Here is a 16,271-nt window from a genome sequence, read left to right on the forward strand (position 1 = left end):
GGGCAGCGCGGCACGCTTGCGGCGCCGCGGCCGCAGCCGCCACGCTGGCACCATGGCCGACCCGCACAGCAGCACCACAGCCCGAACCGACGTCGCCGCCCTGCGCCGAGACCTGGAGAGCCGCGTCCGGGGCACGGTCGCCTTCGACGCGGGGACACGCGCCCTCTACACCTCCGACGCCTCCAACTACCGCCGCGTCCCGCTCGCCGTGGTCGTCCCCGAGACCGTCGAGGACTGCGTGGCGGCGGTCCGCGCCTGCGCAGAGCACGGGGTGGCGATCGTCCCCCGGGGCGGCGGCACCTCCATCGCGGGCAACGCCATCGGCACCGGCGTCGTCATCGACACCTCCCGCCACCTGCGCGCCATCGAGGGCATCGACCCCGTGGCGCGCACCGCCACCGTGCAGCCCGGCGTCATCCTCGACGACCTGCGCCGCGCCGCCGCCGAGTACGGGCTCACCTTCGCCCCCGACCCCTCCACCCACAGCCGCTGCACCGTGGGCGGCATGGTCGGCAACAACGCCTGCGGCTCCCACTCGGTCGCCTGGGGCACCACCGCCGACAACATCGTCTCCCTCGACGTGCTGCTCAGCGACGGGACCCGGCTCACCGTCGGCTCCGGCGGAGGCGACGAGGAGCACCGCGCCCTGGCCGCGCGCCCAGGACGCGAGGGCGAGATCCACGCCGCCCTCGCCCGCCTCGTGGACGCCCACCGAGCCGAGCTGCGCACCGCGATGCCCGACTTCCGCCGCCGCGTGTCCGGCTACTCCCTGGACCGCCTGCTGCCGGAGAAGGGACGCGACGTCGCCGCCGCCCTCGTGGGCACCGAGGGCACCTGCGTGTTCGTCCTCGGTGCCACCGTGCGCCTGGTCGAGTCGCCGCCCGCCCGAGCCCTGGCCGTCCTCGGCTACCCCGACGCACCCGCGGCCGCCGACGCCGTCCCCGACCTGCTCGGCCACCGCCCGCTCACCGTCGAGGGCATCAACCACCGCATGGTCGCCTCCCTGGACCGGTTCGGCTCCGGCTCGCGCGTGCCGCTGCCCGAGGGCGGCGCCTGGCTCCTGGTGGAGGTCGCCGGGAAGGATCCCGCGGACGCCGCCGACGCCGCGGAGGGCATGCTCGCCGCCCTGTCGGGCGCCTCCTGCCCCAGCGACGCCCTCGTCGTCTCCGACCCCGCCCACCAGAAGGCGCTCTGGCGCATCCGTGAGGAGGGCGCAGGGCTCACCCAGCGCACGCCCTCCGGGTCCGAGGCCTGGTCGGGCTGGGAGGACGCCGCGGTGCCGCCCGAGAACCTGGGCGGCTACCTGCGCGACTTCGAGGCGCTCATGGAGCGCCACGGCCGCTTCGGCGTGGTCTACGGCCACTTCGGCGACGGCTGCCTGCACGTGCGCATCGACTTCGAGCTCACCACCGAGCGGGGACGCCGCGAGTACCGGGAGTTCATGGAGGAGGCCGCCGACACCGTGGTCCGGCACGGCGGCTCCCTGTCGGGCGAGCACGGCGACGGCCAGGCGCGCTCGGAGCTCCTGGCCCGCATGTACCCGGCCTCCCTCATCCGCGCATTCGGCGAGTTCAAGCGGATCTGGGACCCGGCGGGCCTCATGAACCCCGGCATCATCGTCGACCCGCTGCCCCTGGACGCCGACGTCCGGGTGGCCGCCGTTCCCGGCCCCACCGGTTCCGGTCCCTCCGTCCCCGGGCCTGCCACCGCGTCCCACAGCCCCCGAACGACGCCTCCGGAGCGGTCCGGCCCGGTGCTGCCGCTGCTCTCGCGGGCCGAACTGGCCTACCGCGAGGACGACGGCGACCTCGCCAAGGCGCTGCGCCGCTGCTCCGGGGTGGGCAAGTGCCGCCGTCAGGAGGGGCCGGGCGTCATGTGCCCCAGCTACCAGGTCACCCAGGAGGAGAAGCACTCCACCCGCGGCCGTGCCCACCTGCTGTTCGAGATGGCCAGCGGCGACGTCATCACCGACGGCTGGCGCTCGGAGGAGGTGCGCGAGAGCCTGGACCTGTGCCTGTCCTGCAAGGGCTGCCTGAGCGACTGCCCGGTCAACGTGGACATGGCCTCCTACAAGGCCGAGTTCCTGCACCAGCACTACCGGGGCAGGGTGCGCCCGGCCGCCCACTACTCCATGGGCTGGCTGCCCCTCTGGGCGCGCCTGGCCTCGCTCGCCCCGGCCGAGGCCAACCGCGCCGCCCGGCTGCCGGGGGTGTCGCGCCTGGCCAAGAGGGTCGCGGGGGTGGCCGCCCAGCGCGACCTGCCCTCGTTCGCCCGCACCACCTTCACCCGCGCGTTCCGGCGCCGCGCCGCGCGCGGGCAGGCCCGCGTCGGCGGACCGAGGGTGGTGCTGTGGCCGGACACCTTCGGCAACCACCTCAACCCGAACGTGCCCGCGGCCGCCGTGCGCGTGCTGGAGGACGCCGGGTTCACCGTGGTGCTGCCCCGGGGGCAGGTGTGCTGCGGCCTGACGTGGGTGTCCACAGGGCAGCTGGACACCGCCCGCGCGGTGATGCGCCGCGCGGTGCGGGCGCTGGAGCCGCTGGTGGAGGAGGGGCTGCCCGTGGTGGGCCTGGAGCCCAGCTGCACCGCCGCGCTGCGCCACGACCTGGTCGAGCTGCTCCCGGGAGAGCGGAGTGAGCGGGTGGCCGCGTCCGTGCACACGCTCGCGGGCTTCCTCAACGAGTACGCGCCCGACTGGCGGCCGCCCCGGATCGCGGCCTCGGCCCTGGCGCAGGTGCACTGCCACCAGCACGCGGTGATCGGCTTCGAGGCCGACCGCGAGCTGATCGCCCGCGCGGGGATCGACGGCGAGGTGCTGGACTCGGGCTGCTGCGGACTGGCGGGCGACTTCGGGTTCACCGAGGGCCACTACGAGGTGTCCGCGGCCATCGGCGAGCGCGAACTGCTGCCCCGGGTGCGCGGCGCCTCCCCCGACACGCTGGTGCTGGCCGACGGCTACAGCTGCCGCACCCAGATCGAACAGGGGGCGGGCCGCAGGGCGCTGCACCTGGCCGAGGTGCTCGCGCGGGGGCTGGCGGAACGCGACGCGCGAAAGTCCGCAGGACACCCCGACCGCGTGTGACTCCTGTCGTGTCGTGGGAAGCGTGTGACCCTGCCGACATCCCCGGGGAGTTCCCGCAGTTCCGGGCCGACCCGGGGACGCGTCCGGTCGGTGGCCGAGAGACCGGGCCTTTCGCCGGACCGCGACCGTGGCTAGGGTGACCGTGCGTTCCGGCGCGGGCCGCGCCCGTGACCCCCTCCGCGCCCCGCGGACCGGGCCCCGCACCGGGCGCGAGCACCTACCGTAGGCGTCGTCCCGCCCGTGCGGCGGGACCGCCGACCACCAGGCGGCGGGCCACCCCACCGCCGCAGAACGGGGTTCCTCCATGTCCACACCCACCGGGCTCCGCGCCGTCGCCGTCGGCCTGGCGGCGCTCCTGGCCGCGGGCTGCGCGAGCCAGGGCGGCGGCGACGAACTCGCCTCCTCCACCTCGGACACCTCGGACACCTCGGACACCGCCTCCGAGGCGGCCGCGGCCGCCTTCGACGGCTTCCCCGAGGGAACGTTCGACTACCAGCTCGGCGCCTCCTACGCCCCGCCCCCGGGCGTCGGCACGGTGGTGCGCGACTCCACCTCCGAACCGGCGGAGGGAATGTACTCCGTCTGCTACGTCAACGGCTTCCAGACCCAGCCCGGCGACCTGGAGTGGTGGCTGGAGGAGCACCCGGACCTGATCCTGCGCGACGCCTCGGGCGAGCCCGTCGTCGACGAGGACTGGCCCGACGAGCGCCTCCTGGACACCTCCACCGAGGACAAGCGCTCCGACATCGCCGACATCCTCGCCGAGACCGTCGCCGCCTGCGCGGACAGGGGCTTCGACGCGGTCGAGTTCGACAACCTGGACTCGGACCTGCGCTCCCGGGGTCTGCTCACGGTCGACGACAACCTCGCGCTGGCCGCCGAGCTGGTCGGGCTCACGCACGGACACGGCATGGCCGCGGGCCAAAAGAACTCCGCCGAGGTCACCGAGCGCGCCAGGGAGGAGGTCGGCTTCGACTTCGCGATGACGGAGGAGTGCGCGGTGTGGAACGAGTGCGAGGCCTACACCGACGTCTACGGCGACGCCGTCCTGGCGGTGGAGTACCCCCACGCGCTGGAGGAGGAGGGGATGACCTTCGAGGAGGCCTGCGCGGCTCCGGGCGCGCCCTCCCGGATGATCCTGCGCGACCTGGACCTGGTCGGCCCCGAGCACGGGGACTACGTCTTCGACGTCTGCTGACCGGTCCCGGTCAGCCGGTGCCGGGCGTGCGGGGCCTCCTCGGCCGCCCGGCACCGGCCGGACGGCGTGAGGGGCCCTCGGGTGCGGCTCACACGCCCATCTGGTCGTGGAGGGCGTCCAGGGCGCGGGAGACGGCGTCGGGCAGGCGCGGGTCCCGCTGGTCCACCCCCTCGCCCAGGTGGATGCGCCAGGCCACGTCGGCGCCGCCGGGCGGCCGCCGCGCCACCAGGCGAAAACCCGTGGAGGAGTCCGCGTCGGGGAAGGGCACGAAGCGGTTGACCAGGATCGTCGCGGTGACCCGCTCGGAGACGGTCGCGGCCAGACGGCGGTAGTCCACCCCGTCGGTGCCCGGGTCCGAGCGCAGCCGCACCGTGTGCTCGCCCGTGCCCTCCTCCAGGAAGGTGAAGGTGTCGGGGCTCCAACTGGCCCGGTCGATGTCCTGCCAGGGCACCGCGCGCCCGTCGGGCAGGTGCAGGGCCCGCGTGGTGGCGGCCAGGACGGGCGCCGCCTCCCCGGCGGGGGAGGCGACGGGCGCGTGGGCCAGCACGCGCTCGCCCCGCTCCAGCCGGGCGCGCAGCGCCGCGGGTACGCCCCTGGAGAACAGGGCCACTAGCGGTTCCCGCCGTTGCCGGGGGAGCCGTTCTCCTCCGGGGGCTGGGTGCCGTTGGACCTGTGGTTCTCCCACTCGACGAGCTCGATCTCCTCGTCGGTGGGCCGCGCGAGGAAGTCGCGCACGGACGTGACCGGCATCTTGTCCACGGCCTTGTCGTAGACGGTGCGGCCCGCGTTGCTGACCTGGGCGCCGACCAGGCCGGCGACCTCCTGGACGACCGGGCTGTCGGCCACCTTGCGCGCGGTGCGCGCGAGCTGCTCGTAGCGGGCCCTGCCCGCCCGTGTTCCCAGGACGTAACCGATGGCGAGTCCGGCGGCGAACGTGATCCGGTAACGCATGGTCTACCTCTTCACCCTTTGGAGACGATCGGCGTGATCCGTGCTCGACGTTACCCCGTCGCGACTCCGCCACACATGCCGACACCGGTCACGAGCACTCCGCGGGGACGCTACGCTTGATGTGTCGCCACGGCCCGGCCGTGGGGCGGATGCCATCCCGCGTAGCTCAATCGGCAGAGCAGCCGGCTGTTAACCGGCAGGTTATTGGTTCGAGTCCAATCGCGGGAGCACCATGAGGGCCCGTCGGAAGCATCCGGCGGGCCCTCGGCCTTTCGGGCGGCTGGCCGGCCGGGTGGTTGGCTGGGTGGTCGGTCGGGTGGTCGGAGCCGGTGCGGGAGGCGAAAACCCGTCGCGAGCACCCTCCGGAAGGCGCTAGGCTAAGGGATGTCGCCGAGCCCCCGGGCTTGGGGCCAGCGCGATCCCGCGTAGCTCAATCGGCAGAGCAGCCGGCTGTTAACCGGCAGGTTATTGGTTCGAGTCCAATCGCGGGAGCAGCAAGGACAGGGTCCTTCCCCACCAGGGGAGGGGCCCTGTCGTCGTCGTGCCCGGCCTTTCGCTCCGCAGGAGCCCCGGCGGTCAGGAGCCCCTGCGGCGTTTCGGGGCGGGCTCCCCGGCTCTTGCTCCGGTCGGTTGTCTTCGCGCTCTCGCGACCCTGGATTCCCCAAGGCCCCACCCGCCCCGACTGCCTCGCACACTCGCGCTCGCGGCCCCAGGCCCCCGGAGTTTCCAGCTGCCCCGGCTGTCTCACGGGACCGTACCTTCGGACCTCGTTTCCGAGATCCTTCCGGAAAACTTCCGTTACTCCACTGGAAAACAGCCGAAAGCTCTTCCTGCCATGGAGGCTCGCACTGCTGGTTCCGGCCCGCGACCCCCACCCCCCACCGGAAGTCCGCATGCTGCTCCCGGCCGCCGCACGCGCGGCGGCGCTCCCGTCGGGCCGGACCGGCACAACCCCCCGTCCGGCGTGCACCGGCGGGTACGCGACCCGACGCCATCCGGCGGGGGACGTTCCGGCCGACCGCGCGCCCTCCCACCGGAGGTCCTCATGCGCTTCCACCGCCACCGATCCCGGGTGTGGGCGGCCACAGCCCTCGTGGCCGCGGCCAGCCTGGCCACCATCCTCGTCCCGCCGACCGGCGCCGCCGCGCAGGTCGAACCCGCAGCCGAGCACAACGGCGCCGACTGCGCGGTGCCCGACCCCGGCCCCTCGGCCGCCGACCCCCTGCTCCCCGACCCCTTCACCAGGCTGGACGGCACCCGCGTCTCCACCCGGGAGGACTGGGAGTGCCGCCGGGCGGAGATCCACGAACTGGCGGAGAGCTCCGTCTACGGGGAGAAGCCCGCGCCGCCCGACAGCGTCACGGGCACGGTCACCTCGTCCGGCATCACCGTGAACGTGACGGACCAGGGCCGCAGCACCAGCTTCTCGGCGTCGGTGGACCTGCCGAGCGGTTCCGGACCCTTCCCTGCCGTCATCGTCTACGGCGGGTTCGGGGCGGACACGGCCACCATCAACGCCGCGGGCGCCGCCGTCATCAGTTACGATCCCTTCGCGGTCGGGGCCGAGGGCACTTCGCGAGGAAACAAACAGGGTGCGTTCTACGACATCTACGGCTCCTCCAGCGGCACGGGACTGCTCATGGCCTGGGCCTGGGGCGCGAGCCGCATCATCGACGTCGTCGAGCAGTCGGGCGGCAGCGTCCTCCGGGCGGACGCGACCGGCGTCACCGGGTGCTCGCGCTACGGCAAGGGCGCCCTCGTGGCGGGCGCGTTCGACCAGCGCATCGATCTGACCATGCCCATCGAGTCGGGCACCGGCGGGGTCCCCGTCTTCCGCGGGGTCGCCCAGGAGAGCGGAGCCCAGCCCCTGAGCAGCGCCTACGGCGAGCAGCCGTGGCTGGGCGACGCCTTCGGTTCCCACACGGGCAACCCGAGCACGCTGTCGGTGGACACGCACCAGATCCTGGGCATGATCGCGCCGCGCGGGCTGTTCGTCATGGAGAACCCCCACATCGACTGGCTGGGCGCCCGGTCCGGGAGCGTGGCGGCCCTGGGCGGAGCGCAGGTCTACCAGGCGCTCGGCGCCCAGGACAACATCAGCTACTGGTCCGACGTCCAGGACGGCACCCACTGCGCCACCAGGCCCGAGTGGCGTGCCCCGCTGCGACAGAGCATCGAGGCGTTCCTGCACGGGACGGGCGGGGCCCCCGGCGTGTTCCGGGTCGCGCCCGGCAGGTCCGGCGACCTGTCCGAGTGGAGGGACTGGCGGACCCCGGCCCTGGCCGACGGTGGCGGCGGTGACGACGGTGGCGGCGGCGACGATGACGGCGGCGGTGACGACGGCGGCACGGACGGCGCCTGCACGGCCGGTTACCGGACGGTCAACAGCTGGTCCGGCGGTTTCCAGGGCGAGGTGTCGGTCCGCAACAACGGTGCCAGCACGCTCGACGGCTGGAGCGTCAGTATGACCCTGGCCCCGGGGCAGTCCGTGGGCAACATCTGGAACGGGGTGAGCACCGGCACCAGCGGAGCCGTCACGGTGCGCAACACCCCCTGGAACGGCGCCATCGCGGCCGACGACACCGTCACCTTCGGCTTCGTCGCCACCGGAGATTCCTCCACGGCACCCAGCGCTATCAGCTGCACCAGCCCCTGACCCCTCCCGCACCCCGATGAGACCCCGCCCCGGCGCGCTTGCGTCCGCCGGGGCGGGCACAGCGGCGGACGAGTGGGGGACGATCGGGGGACGACCCGTGCGCCGGGTCCTGGCCGGCCGGTGCCGACGGGACGCTCGACGGTCGGGGCGAGTGTGGGCGCAGGTAGGGGGCGCCCTTCCATCACAGCGCGTGACACGGCAACGGCGCGCGTGTGGGCGCCGGGCCCGGTCCGACCAGCTTCGCGGTCCGGTGGGACGGCGGCCCGGGTTGTCGGGGGAGGCGCGGCCGAGAGGCCACGGTCCGGGGGCGACGTGCACCCGCTCACCGGAGAGGGGAGCGACAGCGGTTCCGCGCCCGTGCTCTCGGACGCCATCCTCGGCGACGGGGCGATCGGGTTCCCCGGCCGGACATCCACCACCCGCGCCAGCGGTTCGGGGCCGCTGAGGCACTCCGACGGTCCCCGTGGTCGGGACACGGGACCGCTCGGTGTCGGGGCCCCTGGGCTGAGGGGCCGGGTGTGCGCGGTGGCGAACCTCGCCCGCTGCCGGTCCGGGGCGGCTGCGACGCGGGGAGGAGGAACGCCTCAGATCCCGCCGACACCGCCGATGAGCAGTCGGCGGTTGCGCTGGGGCATCTGGTAGCAGCCGGGTACGGGCGGGGCCACGGGTAGCGTGCGCCACCGCTGGACCTCGATCACGCCGGGCTCGGCGACGCGCCAGCCCTCGAAGAAGCCGAGGATGGCCTGCCGGGAGCGCCAGCGGCCGGACCGCAGGCGCTCGGCGAACACCTGGTCCAGCTGCTCGGCCCGCGCCGCGTCCTTGGGGTAGACGGCCGGGTCGGGGCGGCAGTAGTGGCTGAGGACCATGTGGCTGCCCGGAGCCAGCGCGTCGCGCAGGGCGGCGATGTGCTCGGCCGGGTGGTCGGCGTCGGAGGTGTGCGTGACGGCGCCGGTGAGCAGCAGGCCGACGGGCTCGTCCAGGTCGAGGAAGCTCCGGGTCTCGGAGCTGTTCAGGAGCTCTTCCGGACGGGTGAGCGAGGCGTGCACCGCGGTGGTGGTGCGCCGGTCGCGGAGCAGGGCGAGGTGGTGGGTCAGGACCACCGGGTCGTCGGTGGCGTAGACGACCCGGGCCCGGGGGTCGCTCTCGTGCGCGACCTCGTGCGGATCGCCCGGTGCGGGAAGGCCCGCGCCGAACTGGATGAACTGCCGGATGCCCAGGTCCGCGCACAGGTGGCGGACGGCGCGCTGGAGGAAGGCCCGCTCACCCAGCACGAGGTCCTGGAACCCCGGAGCGGCCCGCTCCGCGCGGCTGGCCAGGTCCCGGTCCGCCTCGAAGTGGTCCTTGCCCTTGAGGTGGAAGGAGTGCAGCCGCGCCACGCTGGGTCGGGTCAGGTCGACGGCGGGCGGTGGGTGGGCGCGGAGGTGTTTGCCCCCCGCCTGCCTCAGGAAAGCGGGAGAGGTGAATCGAGACATCGCCGTCCTCTTGTCTGAGGTGGGAAGAGTGGTCGACCACTGGATTGTATTCCGCGTGAGCGGTGTTGTTAACCGAGTCACAGACACCGGTCATAAAAACCGGTGTTCGCGGTGCCCGGGAAGTACTGCGGGGTGTGGCGAAGGGCGATCCTGGGCGGGCTGGGTGCTATACGCCTAATGTCCATTATGAGAGGAATCGGGACGGGGTCCCGGAGGCCGTAAGCCCGTGGATACGGGCTTCCCGGGTCCCGCGAGTACGCGCGTGTGACGGGAGAGACGTGTGGGTACGGGTGGTTGTGTCCCGGCCCCGGGGCGGGACCGCGGGCGTGTTCCAGCCGAGGGAACGGCGAAAAGCGTTCCCCGCGCATATCGGAGGGAAATTCCGCGCCCGTAGTCGCCACCTGCGAAAATTCCCCGGCGGGCCCAGGAATGCGGCGCAACCGGTGAAGGGCGGAGCGGCGGTCCGAAAACAGCGGAACACCGTTCGGACGCCGACTCTCCCGGACACCGACCCGGCCGCACACAGACCCGCCCGGCTCCGCGCTGTGGCTAGCCTGGGACCATGGACCGCCCGTACACCATCCTCAGCTGCGCCATGTCGGTCGACGGACGCATCGACGACACCGGGCCCGAGCGGCTGCGCCTGTCCAACGAGGCCGACTTCGCCGAGATCGACGAACTGCGGGCGGAGTGCGACGCCATCCTCGTCGGCGCGGGCACCCTGCGCGCCGACAACCCGCGGCTGCTGGTGCGCTCTCCGGAGCTGCGCGAACGCCGCCGGGAGCGCGGGCGCACCGCGCACCTGCTCAAGGCCCTGGTCACCCGAGGCGGAGAGATCGACCCCGCGGCCCGCTTCTTCTCCACCGGGGACGCGGGCGCCGTCGTCTACACCGGCGGGGAGGGCGTGGAGACCGCCCGGCGCGCGCTGGCCGACCGGCCCGCCGCCGACCCGCCCGCCGAGGTCGTGGACGCCGGGGATCCCCCCACCGCCCGGGCCGTGCTGGCCGACCTGGCCGGCAGGGGCGTCGCCCGTCTGCTGGTCGAGGGCGGCGGGCACGTCCACACCCTCTTCCTCACCTCCGGGCTGGTCGACGAACTCCGGCTGGCGGTGGCCCCCTTCCTGGTGGGGCAGGAGGACGCCCCGCGCTTCGTCGTGCCAGGCGCCTTCCCGCAGACCCCCGACGCGCCGATGCGGCTGGTGGAGGCCAGGGCGCTGGGCGACGTGGCCGTCCTGCGCTACCGGCTGGACCAGGGAGCGCGCGTGAGCGCCGGTCCGTCCCCCGCCGAGGGGGAGTCCGACGCCCGGTGGCTGCGCCGCACCGTCGAGCTGTCCCGCTCCTGCCCGCCCTCGGACACGGCGTTCTCGGTGGGCTGCGCCGTGGTCGCCGCCGACGGCACCGTCCTGGGCGAGGGCTACTCGCGCCGTGACGACCCGCACGACCACGCCGAGGAGGCGGCCCTGCGGGAGGTGGACGCCGACGACCCCCGGCTGGCCGGCGCCACCCTGTACTCGTCCCTGGAACCGTGCAGCTCCCGCTCCTCCCGGCCGTTGCCCTGCTCGGCCCTGATCCTGGCCACACCCCTCGCGCGCGTGGTGTTCGCCTGGCGCGAGCCCTCCGTGTTCGTGGACTGCGACGGCGCCGAGCGCCTGCGCGCGGCGGGCCGGACGGTCGTGGAAAGGCCCGACCTGGCCGGGGGCGTGCGCGAGGTCAACGCCCACCTGCTGGACTGAGCGGGAGCCCGGCGGGGCGGCTGCGTCATCTGAGGTTGCCCGCGTAGGAGTACAGGCGGCGCGTCCGGGCCTTGGTCCCCTCGTCCTCGTAGGGGTTGGTGACGCGGGCGTGCACCGCCCCGGAGAAGTCGTCCCACTCCTGGGCGCTCATCCGGGGCGCCCTGGCGTCGAGGTGGCGCATGGCGACGGGCTCCTCCATCTCCAGGAGCCCGTCGAGTTCGTCGCTGGCCGACACCGTCCTGCCGAAGGAACCGGCGACCTCGCGGACCCTTCCGGCGAACTCCTCGTCCCTGGACATCCGGCGGGCGACGTAGGCGGCGGCCGCGGCGCCTCCCGCGGCGACGGCCCAGGCGATCAGGGGAAGGGGCATGGTCGAACCTCCTGTGTGTGAAGGTCCGCACGACCGCTGGAGCGGGAGGGGTCGGCGGGCAGGTGAGCGGGTCCGGCGGCGCCGGACCCTGTGTCGTCCTTTCTACCCGCCGGAGGCAGCCCGCCCCGGGTCGTACACAGGCCGGATCCGGCTGTGGCGCGGCTCGGGCCCGGGCGTGTTTGCTTGGTACAGGGGGTCCTCCCCCCGGGGCGGCATGGGCGTGCCCGGAAACGGCCGCTCCCGCGCGGCCAGCGGCGCCCGCGGCAGACCGCGTTCGCCGCGGCGGCCGGTGGCACCCGTCGACCGTTCACCGCCCGCGGCCGGTACCGCCCGCCCTACAGCCGGTCCACGTCCGCCACGTGCACCACCGCGCGCCCCTCGACGTCGGACGCGGCCAGGTCCACCTCGGCGCTGATGCCCCAGTCGTGGTCGCCCGCCGGGTCGGCGAAGATCTGGCGGACCCGCCACAGCTCCGGCTCCTGCTCGATGAGCAGCATCGCCGGGCCGCGCGCGTCCGGGCCGGTCCCGATCGCGTCGTGCTCCTCGAAGTAGGCGTCCAGGGCCTCCTCCCAGGCCTCGGCGTCCCACTCCCCGTCCTCGTCCATCCGCCCGAGTTCGTCGTGGCGGCGCAGGGCGGCCAGCTCCACGCGGCGGAACATCTCGTTGCGCACCAGCACCCGGAACGCCCGCTCGTTGGTGGTGACGGGCCGCACCTTCTCCTCGGCCGCGGCGGCGTCCTGCGGCACCTCCACCTCGGGGTTGGTCAGCTGCTCCCACTCGTCCAGCAGGCTGGAGTCCACCTGGCGGACCAGCTCGCCCAGCCACTCGATGAGGTCGCGCAGCTCCTCGGTCTTGGCGTCGTCGGGCACCGTCTGGTTGAGCGCCTTGTACGCGCTGGCCAGGTAGCGCAGCACGAGCCCCTCCGAGCGGGCCAGCTCGTAGTAGCCCACGTACTCGACGAAGGTCATCGCCCGCTCGTACATGTCCCGGGCCACCGTCTTGGGCCGGAGCGGGTGGTCGCCCACCCACGGGTGCCCGCGCCGGTACACCTCGTAGGCGTGGCCGAGCAGCTCCTCCAGCGGCTTGGGGTAGTCGACCTCCTCCAGCCGCTCCATGCGCTCGTCGTACTCGATGCCGTCCATCTTCATCTGCTGGACGGCCTCGCCGCGGGCCTTGTTGAGCTGGGCGCCCAGGATCTGCCTCGGGTCGTCCAGGGTGGACTCCACCACGCTGAGCACGTCCAGCGGGTACGTGGGCGACTGCTTGTCCAGCAGGTCCAGTGCGGCCAGCGCGAAGGTGGACAGCGGCTGGTTGAGCGCGAAGTCGGCCTGGAGGTCCACGGTCAGCCGCGCGGTGCGCCCCTGCGCGTCGGGCTCGGGGAGCGCCTCCACGATCCCGCCGTCCAGCAGCGACCGGTAGATGGCGATGGCCTCGCTGATGTGGCGGCGCTGCCTCGGGCGGTCGTCGTGGTTCTCGGTGAGCAGGTGCTTCATCGCCGGGAAACAGTTGCCCGGGCGGGCGATCACGCTCAGCAGCATGGCGTTGCTGACCCTGAACCTCGAGGTCAGGGGCTCGGGGTCGGCCTCGATGAGCTTGGTGAAGGTGGCCTCGTCCCAGGAGACGAAGCCCTCCGGGGCCTTCTTGCGCACCACCTTGCGCCGCTTCTTGGCGTCGTCGCCGACCTTGGCCAGGGCCTTCTCGTTCTCGATGACGTGCTCGGGCGCCTGGGCCACCACGTTGCCGACGGTGTCGAACCCGGCGCGTCCCGCGCGCCCGGCGATCTGGTGGAACTCGCGGGCGCGCAGGCGGCGCACGCGCACCCCGTCGTACTTGCTCAGCGCGGTGAACAGCACCGTGCGGATGGGCACGTTGACGCCCACGCCGAGGGTGTCGGTGCCGCAGATGACCTTGAGCAGCCCCGACTGGGCCAGGCGCTCGACCAGGCGCCGGTACTTGGGCAGCATGCCCGCGTGGTGCACGCCGATGCCGTGCCGCACGTACCGGGACAGGTTGCGGCCGAACTTGGTGGTGAAGCGGAAGTTGCCGATCTCCGCGGCGATCGCCGCCTTCTCCTCCTTGGTGCACATGTTGATGCTGGTCAGCGACTGCGCGCGCTCGACCGCCTGCGCCTGGGTGAAGTGCACGATGTACACGGGGGCGTTGCCGCTGCCGAGCAGCTCCTCCAGCGTCTCGTGCAGCGGGGTGACCCGGTAGTCGTAGTAGAGGGGGACGGGGCGCTCGGCCGAGGCCACCACGGCGGTGGAGCGCCCGGTGCGCTTCTCCAGGTCCTCCTCGAAGCGGCTGACGTCGCCCAGGGTGGCCGACATCAGCAGGAACTGCGCCTGCGGCATCTCCAGCAGCGGCACCTGCCACGCCCACCCGCGGTCGGGCTCGGCGTAGAAGTGGAACTCGTCCATGACGACGGTGTTGATGTCGGCGTCCGCGCCCTCGGCCAGGGCGATCTGGGCCAGGACCTCCGCCGTGCAGCACACGATGGGCGCGTCGGCGTTGACGCTGGCGTCGCCGGTCATCATGCCCACGTTGTCGGTGCCGAAGATCTTGCACAGGTCGAAGAACTTCTCCGACACCAGCGCCTTGATGGGCGCGGTGTAGAACGCGCACTCGTTGCGGGCCAGCGCCGCGAAGAGCGCGCCCGTGGCCACCATGCTCTTGCCCGAACCGGTGGGGGTGTTGAGGATGACGTTGGACCCGGAGACGACCTCGATGAGGGCCTCCTCCTGGTGCGGGTAGAGGGTGAGGCCCCGCTCCTCGGCCCACAAAGCGAACGCCTCGAAGAGGGAGTCGGGTTCTGGTTCGGCCGGAAGCACATCGATGAGACTCACGGTCTCTATACTGCCTGCTTCCCGGCCCCCTTCGGGACGGTGCCCGTCGTGCGGAACGCCCCGGACCATGGGACGGCGACGGGCGCACCCCGTGCGGGGGCGCGCCCGTCGCGTCACCGGCGTCGCGGCGGTCAGATCAGGCCGAGCTGCCTGACGGTGTCGCGCTCCTCGACGAGCTCCTTGACGGAGGCGTCGATGCGGGCGCGGGAGAAGTCGTCGATCTCCAGGCCCTGCACGATCTCCCACCTGCCGTCGCGCGAGACGACGGGGAAGGAGGAGATGATGCCCTCGGGCACGCCGTAGGAGCCGTCGGACGGGATGGCCGCGGAGGTCCAGTCGCCCTCGGGGGTGCCGTTGACCCAGTCGTGGACGTGGTCGATGGCGGCGTTGGCGGCGGAGGCCGCCGAGGAGGCGCCCCGGGCCTCGATGATCGCGGCGCCGCGCTTGGCGACGGTCGGGATGAAGTCGTTCTCCAGCCAGGCCTGGTCGCCGACGGCCTTGGCCGCGTTGGCGCCGTTGACCTCGGCGTGGAACACGTCCGGGTACTGTGTGGCGGAGTGGTTGCCCCAGATCGTGAGCTTCCTGATGTCGTTGATCGACACGTCGAGCTTCTTGGCGAGCTGGGTGAGCGCGCGGTTGTGGTCCAGACGCGTCATCGCGGTGAAGCGCTCGGCCGGGACGTCGGGGGCGTGGCTCTGGGCGATGAGGGCGTTGGTGTTGGCGGGGTTGCCCACCACCAGCACGCGGATGTCGTCGGCCGCGCCGGCGTTGATCGCCTCGCCCTGGGGCTTGAAGATGCCGCCGTTGGCCTCCAGCAGGTCGCCGCGCTCCATGCCCTTGCTGCGCGGGCGGGCGCCGACCAGCAGGGCGACGTTGGCGCCCTGGAAGGCCTGGGTGGCGTCGTCGAAGATGTCGATGCCCTGGAGCAGCGGGAAGGCGCAGTCGTCCAGCTCCATCGCCGTGCCCTCGGCGGCCTTGACGGCCTGCGGGATCTCCAGCAGGCGCAGCTTCACCGGGGTGTCGGCGCCGAGCAGCTGGCCGGAGGCGATCCGGAACAGCAGCGCGTAGCCGATCTGGCCGGCGGCGCCGGTGACGGTGACGTTGACGGGTGCTTTGGACATGACGTGAACTCTCCCTGACGACGTTTCGCGACCCGCGATGCTCACAACGGGTTCGACGCGGCTTCGGTGCCGGGCGCTGGGGGCCGTCCAGGCGCGCGCCGCACCTCACCACCCTAGACCGCGTGCTCCCGCGTGCTGTGACCCAGGGGCTCGGTACGTCTTCTCAGGCCGCTCCGCGAGGGCGGCCGGGAGGCCCCGTCCGGTAACGGATTTAGGGCGGGGAAACGTCGGACCCACCCTGTTAGGATGGCGTTTGCCGATCACGGCGGGCCGGTAGCTCAGTTGGTTAGAGCAGGGGACTCATAATCCCTGGGTCGCGGGTTCGAGTCCTGCCCGGCCTACCCTCTCCGAACACCAAAAAAGCGCCGCTGACCTGTGGATACAGGTCAGCGGCGCTTTCTTTGCCGCGGGCTGTGCCCGGGAACCGCCACCGAGGTCCGGAGACCGTGCAATAGGCGCCGGAGTTTGGACGGTGCGCGGTCGGCGGCGCCGTTCCACGGCGCGGCGGCCGTCCGTTCCCGGAAAGGGCGCCCAGCACGAGCGCCACGTGCGGTGCCGGCTCCGCCGCGCACCCGTGCCCCGCCGTCCTCCGGGCGAGGACGGGAGTGGCGGCGCCACGGGACGGGGAAGCCGCGGCGTCCGTTTCTCCGCTTGTATTTTGTCTGCTTATAGGGCCTTTGGTATGTTCCTTCCCTCAGGAGAAGTCCTCGCTGCGGTATCCGAATAACGGACGTCCGGTTTTCCGGTCCGACATCGGATGAATGTGGCGGCACTCCTGCCCGAATCCGACGCTCCTTCGCGTTTTCCCGTTCCGTGCAGGTCGCAGGCCATACGACCCGCCGTCCA

At 73.0% G+C, this 16,271-nt stretch carries 10 protein-coding genes, 3 tRNA genes and 1 pseudogene; 8 read left to right on the forward strand and 6 right to left on the reverse strand.

The window, feature by feature from the left end; all coding sequences use genetic code 11:
• Positions 1-52: 52 nt before the first annotated feature.
• Together HGB44_RS08020 and HGB44_RS08025 are read left to right on the forward strand one after the other, a co-directional pair.
• Positions 53-3,082, forward strand: a complete 3,030-nt coding sequence (locus tag HGB44_RS08020; RefSeq protein WP_061078416.1) for an FAD-binding and (Fe-S)-binding domain-containing protein — start codon at positions 53-55, stop codon at positions 3,080-3,082.
• 304 nt (positions 3,083-3,386) lie between these two features.
• Positions 3,387-4,280, forward strand: a complete 894-nt coding sequence (locus HGB44_RS08025) for an endo alpha-1,4 polygalactosaminidase (protein ID WP_061078365.1) — start codon at positions 3,387-3,389, stop codon at positions 4,278-4,280.
• Positions 4,281-4,368: 88 nt separating this feature from the next.
• Here HGB44_RS08025 and HGB44_RS08030 read toward each other — a convergent pair whose 3' ends face one another.
• Both HGB44_RS08030 and HGB44_RS08035 read right to left on the reverse strand, forming a co-directional pair.
• Positions 4,369-4,890 (reverse strand): hypothetical protein, encoded by a 522-nt coding sequence (locus tag HGB44_RS08030; RefSeq protein WP_061078366.1) that lies wholly within the window; start codon positions 4,888-4,890, stop codon positions 4,369-4,371.
• A complete protein-coding gene (locus tag HGB44_RS08035) occupies positions 4,890-5,231 on the reverse strand; it encodes a hypothetical protein (RefSeq protein ID WP_061078367.1) in 342 nt (113 codons plus the stop codon). The genes HGB44_RS08030 and HGB44_RS08035 overlap by 1 nt, the downstream gene beginning before the upstream one ends.
• A gap of 155 nt (positions 5,232-5,386) precedes the next feature.
• On the opposite strand from HGB44_RS08035, the gene HGB44_RS08040 reads away from it, so the two are divergent.
• The 3 genes from HGB44_RS08040 to HGB44_RS08050 all read left to right on the forward strand — a co-directional run bounded on the left by HGB44_RS08040 (position 5,387) and on the right by HGB44_RS08050 (position 7,887).
• A tRNA-Asn gene (locus HGB44_RS08040) sits at positions 5,387-5,459 on the forward strand.
• Between the two features lie 191 nt (positions 5,460-5,650).
• Positions 5,651-5,723, forward strand: a tRNA-Asn gene (locus HGB44_RS08045).
• 553 nt (positions 5,724-6,276) lie between these two features.
• Positions 6,277-7,887, forward strand: coding sequence for a glucuronyl esterase domain-containing protein (locus HGB44_RS08050; RefSeq protein WP_061078368.1), 1,611 nt, complete (start codon positions 6,277-6,279; stop codon positions 7,885-7,887).
• A 584-nt stretch (positions 7,888-8,471) separates the two neighbouring features.
• On the opposite strand, the gene HGB44_RS08055 is transcribed toward HGB44_RS08050, so the two are convergent.
• A complete protein-coding gene (locus HGB44_RS08055) occupies positions 8,472-9,359 on the reverse strand; it encodes an SAM-dependent methyltransferase (protein WP_061078369.1) in 888 nt (295 codons plus the stop codon).
• 562 nt (positions 9,360-9,921) lie between these two features.
• Between HGB44_RS08055 and HGB44_RS31850 the strand changes: the two are divergent.
• Together HGB44_RS31850 and HGB44_RS31855 are read left to right on the forward strand one after the other, a co-directional pair.
• Positions 9,922-10,605 (forward strand): annotated as a pseudogene (locus HGB44_RS31850) (RibD family protein); the annotation flags it as partial.
• Positions 10,606-10,620: 15 nt separating this feature from the next.
• Positions 10,621-11,091: a cytidine/deoxycytidylate deaminase family protein gene (locus HGB44_RS31855; protein WP_231972208.1), complete on the forward strand. Its 471-nt coding sequence runs from the start codon at positions 10,621-10,623 to the stop codon at positions 11,089-11,091.
• A 25-nt stretch (positions 11,092-11,116) separates the two neighbouring features.
• Here the strand turns inward: HGB44_RS31855 and HGB44_RS08065 are convergent, their stop codons facing one another.
• From HGB44_RS08065 to HGB44_RS08075, 3 genes are all read right to left on the reverse strand, one after another.
• On the reverse strand, positions 11,117-11,461 hold the full coding sequence (locus HGB44_RS08065; protein WP_061078371.1) for a hypothetical protein: 345 nt from the start codon (positions 11,459-11,461) through the stop codon (positions 11,117-11,119).
• Positions 11,462-11,796: 335 nt separating this feature from the next.
• A complete protein-coding gene (locus HGB44_RS08070; protein WP_061078372.1) occupies positions 11,797-14,289 on the reverse strand; it encodes a DEAD/DEAH box helicase in 2,493 nt (830 codons plus the stop codon).
• Positions 14,290-14,435: 146 nt separating this feature from the next.
• Entirely contained in the window at positions 14,436-15,425 is a 990-nt protein-coding gene (locus HGB44_RS08075; protein ID WP_061078373.1) for a malate dehydrogenase, read from the reverse strand.
• A gap of 267 nt (positions 15,426-15,692) precedes the next feature.
• Between HGB44_RS08075 and HGB44_RS08080 the strand changes: the two genes are divergently transcribed.
• A tRNA-Ile gene (locus tag HGB44_RS08080) sits at positions 15,693-15,766 on the forward strand.
• Positions 15,767-16,271: the final 505 nt, after the last annotated feature.

Origin of the sequence: Nocardiopsis alborubida (assembly GCF_012396365.1) — a bacterium.
GTDB classification, from domain to species: domain Bacteria; phylum Actinomycetota; class Actinomycetes; order Streptosporangiales; family Streptosporangiaceae; genus Nocardiopsis; species Nocardiopsis alborubida.